Here is a 7798-nt window from a genome sequence, read left to right on the forward strand (position 1 = left end):
ATCATATCGTGTCGTGGACGTCGCTGCCGGTCGGCGTCGTCTCGCTGGCCGAGCGCTTTGGCGGCCGCACGGTGACGCGCGAGATCTTCGCCGCCATGGTCGACGACGTTGCCGGCCGGCTGGCCAGCTTCGACGGTCGCGATCGGCTGAGCCATCTCAAGGCCAGTCCGAATTTCCATCTGCTGGGCACGTCCGGAACCGTGACGACGCTGGCCGGTGTCCACCTTGAGCTCGAGCGCTACGATCGCCGCCGTGTCGATGGGCTGTGGATGGACCGCGACAGCGTCGATCGCATGGTCGAAAGACTGGTTGGCTGGGATTTCCAGCAGCGCTGCGCCAACCCTTGCATCGGTGCCGATCGCGCCGATCTGGTGCTGGCCGGCTGTGCTATCCTCGAGGCGATCCGCGCCGTGTGGCCGTCCGAGCGGCTGCGAGTCGCCGATCGTGGCCTGCGCGAAGGTATTTTGAGCGAACTGATGGCCGATGATGGCGTCTGGCGCAACGATGGGCGTGGCAGAGCGTGAGCCCGAACCGAAGAAATAAGCAATGACCAAGAAACCGGAAAAACCAGGATCAGCCAGCATTCGTGTGCTGAAGACGCGGATCAAGAAGAAGAGCGGGCTGAAGGAATCGTCGCGCCGCTGGCTGCAGCGCCACATCAACGATCCCTATGTCCAGCGCTCCAAGGCTGACGGCTATCGCTCGCGCGCGGCCTACAAGCTGATCGAGATCGACGACAAGCATCATCTCCTGAAACCCGGCATGAAGGTGATCGATCTCGGCGCCGCCCCCGGCGGCTGGTGCCAGGTCGCCGCCGCGCGGACGAAATCGACGGCCGACAAGCCGCATGTCATCGGCATCGACTATCTGGAAATGGACGCCGTGCCAGGCGCCCCGGTGCTGCTGATGGATTTCCTCGATCCGCTGGCGCCGCAGAAGCTGGCCGAGGCGCTGGGTGGGGATCCGGACATCGTGTTGTCCGACATGGCGGCACCGACCACCGGCCACAAGCGGACCGACCATATCCGCACCATGCATCTGTGCGAGGTGGCGGCCGATTTTGCGCTGTCGGTGCTGAAGCCGGGTGGGCATTTCCTCGCCAAGACCTTCCAGGGCGGCGCCGAAAACGAGCTGCTCTCGATGCTCAAGAAGAACTTCCGCTCCGTCCATCACGTCAAGCCGCCGGCGTCGCGGGATGAATCGGTCGAGCTCTATTTGCTGGCCAAGGACTTCAAGGGGCGAGAGGCCGGTCCGCCGTCAGGCGGATCGGAACGTCCAGTGGACGTTCCGAAGGCCTCGAGCGCCCGGAGCCATAGCGAAGGGCCGGGGGACGCCGACGACTGACAGGGCACCGCCGGTCCGCCGTCGGGCGAATCGGGCCGTCCAGAAGGCGAGGCCGAAGCGTAGCTGCCATCAGTTGCCGGGTGGGCTCACCGTTTCCAGCGTCTTGGGTGTTGTCAGCCGGCCGTGACCGGAGATGGCGTTGCCGGCATCGGGTGCCAGCCGGACGAAGGATAGCGATGCCGCCGCCGAGACCGCTGCAACGATGAAGAAGGCAATGTGGAAGTCGTCCAGCGACAGCGGGCCGCCATGGATTGACGTCGATACTTCCAGGATTCCGCCGGCCAGCGCCACGCCGAGCGCGACCGACAACTGCTGGAACACCGCTGTAATCGGCGTCGCCTTGCTGGTGTCTTCAGCCGAAACCTCGGCATAGGCGAGCGCATTGACGCCAGTGAAGAACATCGATCGGATGAAGCCGCCGACGAGCAGCATGGCCAGCATCAAGAGATAAGGTGTGTCGGGTGTGAACAGGCCGTTGATGGCGATCGAGGCGGCGGCGACCAGCGAACCGACAACCAGCACGCGGCGGAAGCCGGCGACGCGGAAGATCAGCGCGGTGACGAATTTCATGCCGATGGCGCCGATTGCAGAGACGAAGGTGATCATGCCGGACTGGAACGGCGTCAGCCCAAAACCGATCTGGAACATCAGCGGCAGCAGGAACGGCACAGCACCAATGCCGATGCGGAACAGTCCGCCGCCAAGCACCGAGGAGCGGAACACCTGGTTGCGGAACAGTTCGAGCGCCAGCAGCGGGTTTTTGGCGCGCCGCGCGTGCAGCAGATAGAGCGCCCCCGACACGAGGCCGACCGTTACGGTGGTGACACCGACGATTGGCGGCAGATAGGGCAAGCTGACCACCGACAGGCCAAACACCACCCCGGATGCCGCCAGCCCGCTCAGCACGAAGCCGATGAAATCAAGTGGCGGGGTCTGCGCGGGTTCGGTCTCCGGCAGGAAACGTGTTGCCAGCCAGATGCCGACCACGCCGATCGGCACATTGATCAGGAAAATCCAATGCCAGGTGAAATAGGTGGTGATGAAGCCACCGACCGGCGGTCCGACCAGCGGCCCGACCAGCGCCGGAACGGTCAGCCAGGACATCGCCGCGACGAGTTCGCTTTTCGGTGTCGCGCGCACCAGCACCAGCCGCCCGACCGGCGTCATCATGGCGCCCCCAATGCCTTGCAGAAAGCGGGAGACCACAAAAGCTGGCAGCGAACCGGAGAGCGCACAGGCTATTGAGCCGACGATGAAGACCGCGATCGCGGCACGAAAGATATTCTTGGCGCCGAAACGGTCTGCCATCCAGCCGCTGATCGGAATAAAGATCGCCAGCGAGACGAGATAGGCGGTCAGCGCCAGCTTGAGCGCGATCGGACTGGTGTGGATGTCGACGGCGATCGCCGGCAGCGATGTCGCAATGACGGTCGAATCCATGTTTTCCATGAAAAGGGCGACCGCCAGGATGAGCGGGATGGTGCGGTTCACAAAACGCGTCCGACTTGATTCTTTTACGGTTGACCGGGAGGCAAGCCAACATGCAGGGCGGTTATCATGGGCCGGCTCTGATGTCGCATTAATTTGCTGTCACTTTTGTGCGACTGCGGGGAGACAGGCAGTTCGCTTGGCCTGCCGCCGTGCCTAAATCAGAACTGCCGGGACGGCCAAGGTCTTCTCGTTCCGTCTCCAGGCGCTGGCCAAGCAGCAAAGAATAGCTTGCGAATGGCGATGTGTCACATTATTGTAGTGTATATAACTACTATATGGACTTTGTCATGGAAGAAGCCGTTTCGGCAGCCGATGCCAACCGCAAGTTCTCTCTCATCCTGCGCGGTGTTCGCGAAGGACAGAGCTACGTCGTGACCAGTCACGGACGCCCGGTCGCGCGAATAGTGCCCGCCGATCGACAGCAGGGTGTGGCTTCCCGCTCGCGCGTAGCGTTGTTGTCGCGCCTCGAGCGCCAGCCTGTTTTGGATGTCGGGCGCTGGACCCGTGGCGAGCTCTACGAGGACGAGCGATGAAGGTTGCGCTCGACACCAATGTCCTTGCCTGCGCGGAAGGGGTCAACGGTGCCGAGAAGCGCGATATTGTTCTTGAACTGCTGCGCAACCTACCGCAAGAGGCTGCTGTTATTCCTGTTCAGGTCCTTGGTGAGCTGTACAACGTTCTCGTCCGCAAGGCCGGAAGACCGCCTGTAGAAGCCCGGGATGCCCTTCTGGGCTGGCGCGACGCGTTTCCAGTTGCCGCGACAGTGCAAGACGTAATGATGATGGCGGCTGATCTGGCTACGGACCACCACTTCAGCATTTGGGACGCGGTCATTCTGTCCACCGCTTCCCAAACCGGTTGTCGGATGCTCCTTTCGGAAGACCTGCAAGATGGCTTCACATGGGGTGGGGTAACTGTCGTCAGCCCTTTCGCATCGCCGCGTCACGTTCTGCTCAATGCTCTCTTGGGGGAGTCTTCTGGATAGAACGCGAAACACCGAGACGATCGGCTTTTCATTGGCGCTTGGACGTGGTACCAGCCAGCGCCAATCCTGAAAGGGAAGAAACGAGTCGGCGCTGTCCATTCCGGTCCAGCGCTTTTTTGTATTCCCCCACCGCGTTTTATATTCAAGGGACTGGCCATGGCAAAAATCATCGAAACGTCCACTGGCGCATTGGCGCTGACCTTTGACGACGTGCTGCTGCAGCCCGGCCATTCCGAGGTCATGCCCGGCGAGACCGATGTCCGCACCCGCATCGCCGGCGACATCGACCTCAACGTGCCGATCCTCTCGGCGGCGATGGACACCGTCACCGAGGCCAGGCTCGCCATCGCCATGGCCCAAGCCGGCGGCATTGGCGTCATCCACCGCAATTTCTCGCCGGCCGAACAGGCCGAGCAGGTGCGGCAGGTCAAGAAATTCGAATCCGGCATGGTGGTCAATCCTGTCACCATCGGCCCCGACGCGACGCTCGCCGACGCGCTGGGCCTGATGCGCAGCTATTCGATCTCGGGCATTCCGGTGGTCGAGAATGGTGGCACTGGCGGCCACAAGGTCGGGCGGCTGATCGGCATCCTGACCAATCGCGACGTGCGCTTTGCCTCCGATCCGGCGCAGAAGGTCCATGAGCTGATGACCCGTGACAACCTGATCACGGTCAAGGAGAACGTCGACCAGGACGAGGCCAAGCGGCTTCTGCATCAGCACCGCATCGAAAAGCTGGTTGTCGTCGACAGGCAGGGCAACTGCGTCGGATTGATCACCGTCAAGGACATCGAGAAGTCGCAGCTCAACCCGCACGCCAGCAAGGACGCACAGGGCCGCTTGCGCGCCGCCGCGGCCACCAGCGTCGGCGATGACGGCTATGAACGCGCCGAACGTCTCATCGATGCCGGCGTCGACCTTCTGGTGATCGACACCGCGCATGGCCACTCGCAACGCGTGCTCGACGCGGTGACGCGCGCCAAGAAACTCTCCAACTCGGTTCGCATCCTGGCCGGCAACGTCGCCACCGCCGCGGGCACGCAGGCGCTGATCGACGCCGGTGCCGACGCCGTCAAGGTCGGCATCGGTCCGGGCTCCATCTGCACCACCCGCATCGTCGCCGGCGTCGGCGTGCCGCAGCTCTCGGCGATCATGTCGGCGGTCGAGACGGCGCACAAATCCGGCGTCTCGGTGATCGCCGATGGCGGCATCAAATATTCCGGCGATCTGGCCAAGGCGCTCGCCGCCGGCGCAAGTGCGGCCATGATCGGCTCGCTGCTGGCCGGGACCGACGAAAGCCCGGGCGAGGTCTATCTGCACCAGGGCCGCTCCTTCAAGGCGTATCGCGGCATGGGCTCGGTCGGCGCCATGGCCCGCGGCTCCGCCGATCGCTACTTCCAGGCCGAGGTGCGCGACACGCTGAAATTGGTCCCTGAAGGCATCGAGGGGCAGGTTCCCTACAAGGGACCTGTGTCTGGCGTGCTGCACCAGCTTGCGGGCGGCTTGAAAGCCGCTATGGGTTATGTTGGTGGCCGCGACCTTGCCGATTTCCGCGAGCGCGCCACCTTTGTGCGCATATCCAATGCCGGACTTCGTGAAAGCCACGCCCATGACGTCACGATTACCCGCGAAAGCCCGAACTATCCCGGTGGAGCCTGACCAGTACGGGCTCGGGCGGAACCTGACGGCAACGATCCTGCGGCTGTCTCGCCACGCAGGCGCGCTCTGTTTCCTGTCGGCGGTGGTTTTCATCGCCATGACGGCTTTGGAATTCTTCTATTTCCGCCAGTTGAGCGGCGGCTTGCCGTCGCTCGACATGCGCATTTTAGGGTTTACGCCGGACGAAGGCATGGCCTGGCTGACAGCGCTCGGCCGGCGCGGCGGCGAGATCATTCTCGTCTGGCACTATCTGACCTTCGACCTGTTGTTCCCGGCGCTGCTGTCGGTCACGCTGGTCAGCCTCATCCTGGCCACCGGCCGGCGATTGAAGGCTTTCCGCGTGCTGCCGGCGCAGCTGCAGTCGATTTTCGCGTTGGTCCTGGTGCTTCCCTACACGCTTGCACATTACGTTCAGAACTTTGCGGTGGCGCGGCTTCTGTCCGATTTCCTGTCGGCCAACCCGGACTCGCTGTCTTTCGCCTCGGCGCTCACCGTCACCAAATTCGCGCTTTTCGCCATACCGGTGATCGTCATCGCGGCCTTCTGGCTGGCGGGCCAGAAACGCCAGGCCTGATGCCGCACGCGAAGCCCAACCGGGCAGGGGGCACTTGATGAACCAGACCACGATCTTCTGGCCCGTTCTCGCGCATGTGCTGCTGATCTACATCGTCTACTGCGTCCTGGGTCGTCGCAGATACGGCGCAATAAGGTCAGGCGAGGCGAAGGCCGGTCAGTTCAAGGTGCGTTCGGCCGAACCGGCCTCCAGCGTCACCGTTGCCGCCAATCTCACCAACCAGTTCGAACTGCCGGTGCTGTTTTACGTGCTGTGCCTGACGCTGCACCTGACCAACGGCGTCAACTATCTGACCTTGTCGCTGATGTGGATTTTCGTCGCGTCCCGCTATTTCCATGCCTGGATTCACCTGACCAGCAACAATCTGCTGCTGCGCAGCCGGTCATTCTTCGTCAGTGCGGTGATTCTCCTGCTGGGATGGATCTGGTTCGCGCTGCACCTGCTCGGCGCGGTCTGAGCAGAGCGCTTCTGCCTTCTCCCACAGGGGAGAAGGGAAGTCCGTTCGCCTAAAGGTCGAACACCGCGATCTTGCGCTTGTCGAACTTGATGCCGATCTCGCCGCGTACCAGCTTGAGCGCGGCCTCGCCGAACACCGCGCGCCGCCAGCCTTGCAGCGCCGGTACGTCGGCTTCCTCGCCCTCGGCGGCGATACGGTCGATGTCGTCGCTGGAGGCCAGCACCTTGGAAGCGACGCCCTCCTTTTCGGCAACGATCCGCAGCAGCACCTTCAACAGTTCCGCCGCGGCGCTCGAGCCCTCGGGCGGCTGGAAACTCTTTGGCAGTTTCGGCATCTCTTCCTTGGGCAAGGCAAGCGCGGTGTTGACCGCGCCAAGCAGCGCCGTTGCCGTCGACGAGCGCTCCCAGCCCTTCGGCGTCGTGCGCAGCTTGCCGAGGGCTGCCGCGTCGCGCGGCGCCTGCTGCGCCACCTCGTAGATCGCGTCGTCTTTCAGAACGCGGCCGCGCGGCACGTCACGTTCGCGCGCCTCGCGCTCGCGCCACGCCGCCACGCCCTGCACGATCGCCAGTTCCTGCGGTTTGCGCAGCCGCATCTTCAACCGCTTCCAGGCGTCCTCGGGGTGCGGATCATAGGTTTCGCGCGAGGTCAGGACCTCCATTTCCTCGTTGAGCCAATGGGCGCGGTTTTCCCGCTCCAGTTCGGCGCTGAGGTGTTGGTAGACCTCGATGAGATGCGTGACGTCGGCCAGCGCATAGTCGAGCTGCTTGTCGGAAAGCGGCCGGTGGCGCCAGTCGGTGAAACGCGATGACTTGTCGAGCCGCGCACCGGTGATGCGCTGCACGAGCTGATCGTAGGAAACACTGTCGCCGAAGCCGCAGACCATCGCCGCCACTTGCGTGTCGAACACCGGATGCGGAACCAGATCGCCGAGGTGGACGATGATTTCGATATCCTGCCGCGCGGCGTGGAAGACTTTGACCACCGCCTCGTTGGCCATCAGCCTGAAGAACGGCTTCAGGTCGATATCGGGAGCCAGCGGATCGATCAACGCCGTCACGCCGGGTGCGGCCATCTGTATGAGGCACAGGATCGGCCAAAACGTCGTTTCTCGTATGAATTCGGTGTCGACGGTGACGAAATCCGACTTTTCGAAAGCGGCGAGAACGGTCTCGAGTTCTTTCTGGGTGGTGATGACGTGCATCAAATCGCTTTTGACAGGAGTAAGGTCTTCCTAGATTTCAGCCGCCGGGGCTTTCGTCAAGCTTTGGCACCGCCATCGTCAGGTTCC

8 protein-coding genes and 1 pseudogene are annotated in these 7798 nt (G+C 63.0%); 7 read left to right on the top strand and 2 right to left on the bottom strand.

What is annotated here, in order from left to right; translation table 11 throughout:
• Both EN906_RS15335 and EN906_RS15340 read left to right on the top strand, forming a co-directional pair.
• A pseudogene (locus EN906_RS15335) lies at nucleotides 1-524 on the top strand (Ppx/GppA family phosphatase); the annotation flags it as partial.
• A 22-nt stretch (nucleotides 525-546) separates the two neighbouring features.
• Nucleotides 547-1344 (top strand): RlmE family RNA methyltransferase, encoded by a 798-nt coding sequence (locus tag EN906_RS15340; RefSeq protein WP_127272688.1) that lies wholly within the window; start codon nucleotides 547-549, stop codon nucleotides 1342-1344.
• A 69-nt stretch (nucleotides 1345-1413) separates the two neighbouring features.
• On the opposite strand, the gene EN906_RS15345 is transcribed toward EN906_RS15340, so the two are convergent.
• Nucleotides 1414-2835, bottom strand: a complete 1422-nt coding sequence (locus EN906_RS15345; protein WP_127272687.1) for an MFS transporter — start codon at nucleotides 2833-2835, stop codon at nucleotides 1414-1416.
• A 287-nt stretch (nucleotides 2836-3122) separates the two neighbouring features.
• Here EN906_RS15345 and EN906_RS15350 point away from each other — a divergent pair, with 287 nt between their 5' ends.
• From EN906_RS15350 to EN906_RS15370, 5 genes are all read left to right on the top strand, one after another.
• Entirely contained in the window at nucleotides 3123-3368 is a 246-nt protein-coding gene (locus EN906_RS15350) for a type II toxin-antitoxin system prevent-host-death family antitoxin (protein ID WP_127269485.1), read from the top strand.
• Entirely contained in the window at nucleotides 3365-3820 is a 456-nt protein-coding gene (locus EN906_RS15355) for a PIN domain-containing protein (RefSeq protein WP_127269486.1), read from the top strand. The genes EN906_RS15350 and EN906_RS15355 overlap by 4 nt, the downstream gene beginning before the upstream one ends.
• Nucleotides 3821-3976: 156 nt before the next feature.
• Entirely contained in the window at nucleotides 3977-5479 is a 1503-nt protein-coding gene (gene guaB / locus EN906_RS15360) for an IMP dehydrogenase (protein WP_127269487.1), read from the top strand.
• Complete coding sequence (locus tag EN906_RS15365; protein WP_127269488.1) at nucleotides 5430-6053, top strand: hypothetical protein; 624 nt, start codon at nucleotides 5430-5432, stop codon at nucleotides 6051-6053. The genes guaB and EN906_RS15365 overlap by 50 nt, the downstream gene beginning before the upstream one ends.
• A 37-nt stretch (nucleotides 6054-6090) precedes the next feature.
• Nucleotides 6091-6510: an MAPEG family protein gene (locus EN906_RS15370; RefSeq protein WP_127269489.1), complete on the top strand. Its 420-nt coding sequence runs from the start codon at nucleotides 6091-6093 to the stop codon at nucleotides 6508-6510.
• Nucleotides 6511-6559: 49 nt separating this feature from the next.
• On the opposite strand, the gene rnd is transcribed toward EN906_RS15370, so the two are convergent.
• Nucleotides 6560-7711: a ribonuclease D gene (gene rnd, locus EN906_RS15375; protein ID WP_127272735.1), complete on the bottom strand. Its 1152-nt coding sequence runs from the start codon at nucleotides 7709-7711 to the stop codon at nucleotides 6560-6562.
• Nucleotides 7712-7798: the final 87 nt, after the last annotated feature.

The sequence above is a fragment of the Mesorhizobium sp. M7A.F.Ca.CA.004.06.1.1 genome, from assembly GCF_003999135.1.
Taxonomy (GTDB): domain Bacteria; phylum Pseudomonadota; class Alphaproteobacteria; order Rhizobiales; family Rhizobiaceae; genus Mesorhizobium.